This window comes from Herbaspirillum sp. B65 (genome assembly GCF_000333555.1).
Lineage (GTDB): Bacteria > Pseudomonadota > Gammaproteobacteria > Burkholderiales > Burkholderiaceae_D > Herbaspirillum > Herbaspirillum rubrisubalbicans.
The window spans coordinates 1-1,625 of record NZ_BADI01000594.1 but is presented as its reverse complement, the minus strand read 5'-3'; the positions used below and the strand labels follow the sequence as shown (position 1 = coordinate 1,625).

The window sequence follows — 1,625 nt, the reverse complement described above, 5'->3', positions numbered from 1 at the left end:
AACCAAAACCCAGCACGGCCGAGACGGCCACCGTGATCAGCAACCATTTTTCGCGCCGCAGCCAGCCGATATCGACGTAGCGGCCCAGTTGATAGACCACCAGCGCCACGGCGATGTCGCCGAAGATGTTGGTGACCTTGAGGACTTCACCGGAAAGCAGATGAAAGCCACCCGCTCCCAGCAGAAACCCACCNAGCAGATACCCCGTGATGCGCGGCACCCATGGGGACTTGGAAACAACGTAGCCCGCGATCAGCCCGAACAGCAGCAAGCCGCCGAATACCAGCAAGGCATTCCATTGCAGCGTCTGTGCGAGGGTGAAAGACGGAAGAGCCCACTCCATATCTCCTCCTGTAACGATTAGGTTCTTGATACCACGCGGCCATGCAAGAGGCCGGCGTGGAGCGCGTGAGCGTGGGCAACTGATCGAGTTGGCGATGCATGGCTGCCCGGTGAGACCGGACCCGGCATTTCCGATAAAACTTATAAAAAACGACTGATCGAAAAAACCGGAGAACCGAAGATATCACTCTTGCTCTGCGCGAGTAAGTTTTTTTATCTTACAACGGAAAATCTAAACTTCCTGATCTGATGTTTATTGAATTTGCGGAACTTATCCGAAGCGCATGGAGCTCATGAAGGTAGTTGGGGGAGCCTCAATGCTCAGTCAGCACGCCGTCAGCGGTAATCAGCGCAGACCTGATTCGCTTGTCAGAAAAGACCGACACGAGCGCGCTGCGATAGCGTGCCAGTTGCGCCGCATACTCGGCGCGCTCGCTCTCGAGCAGGCGGCGCTTGTAATCGAGCACCCAGACTTCATCGTCGAACATCACCACGCGGTCCAGCCGCATGACACCAGACGGAGCGACGATCTCCATTTCATTGCGCGCCCAGCGATGCAGTGTCGGATTGAAGAAGCGCTCCAGCTCCGGCTGTGCCAGCACCACGCGTGCCTGCGTATGCACTACCTGTGCCATCTCCGCAGAGATGCCCAGCCAGCGCACCAAAGCAGGCGGCGAGGGCAAGTGCAGCGGCCATGCGTTGCCGTGCGTGAGCCGCTCCAGCAGCGCATGCAGGGCCACGCCTTCATCGATGGCCTCGGTGCTGACCAGCGTACCATCGGCATCGACCTCGGGCAGCGCATCGTCCTCCTCCTGCGCTGCGCCGAAGAGCGACATCGGTACCGGCTTGGGATCGAACAGCGCCAGCGAGAATTGCTCCTCGATGGCGGCGGCATCGGCACCGTGTATCGCTTCCTCGCTGATCTCGCGCACCGGTGCATCGCTGGCGAAGAGACGCTGATACCAGCTGCCTTCCACCACCCCGCCCTCGCCCGCCCCACGCGTGCCGGCCACGCCCGACACCAGCAGCAACTGCTTGGCACGCGTGACGGCGACGTACAGCAGGTTCCAGTCTTCCTGGGTCTTCAGGCTTTCTTCTTCCTCGAACAGCTCATCCCGCGCACAGCCGCGTTCGCTGCGCCGGCCAAAGGCCGAGAAGTGCTTGGGCGCATCCTGATCCTGCGGCCAGGCGCAGAGGATGCCGAGATTGTCTTCCACCGAATCGCTGTGATTGGCATCGAGGATGGCCACCACCGGCGCTTCCAGTCCCTGGCGCTGTGTACG

At 60.6% G+C, this 1,625-nt stretch carries 1 protein-coding gene and 1 pseudogene; both read right to left on the bottom strand.

Annotated elements, in window-relative coordinates; all coding sequences use genetic code 11:
- A pseudogene (locus I5W_RS14090) lies at window positions 1-343 on the bottom strand (cation:proton antiporter); the annotation flags it as partial.
- A gap of 313 nt (window positions 344-656) precedes the next feature.
- Window positions 657-1,625, bottom strand: a 969-nt coding sequence (locus tag I5W_RS14085; protein ID WP_044529700.1) for a PD-(D/E)XK nuclease family protein, incomplete at its 5' end; no start/stop codon positions are given.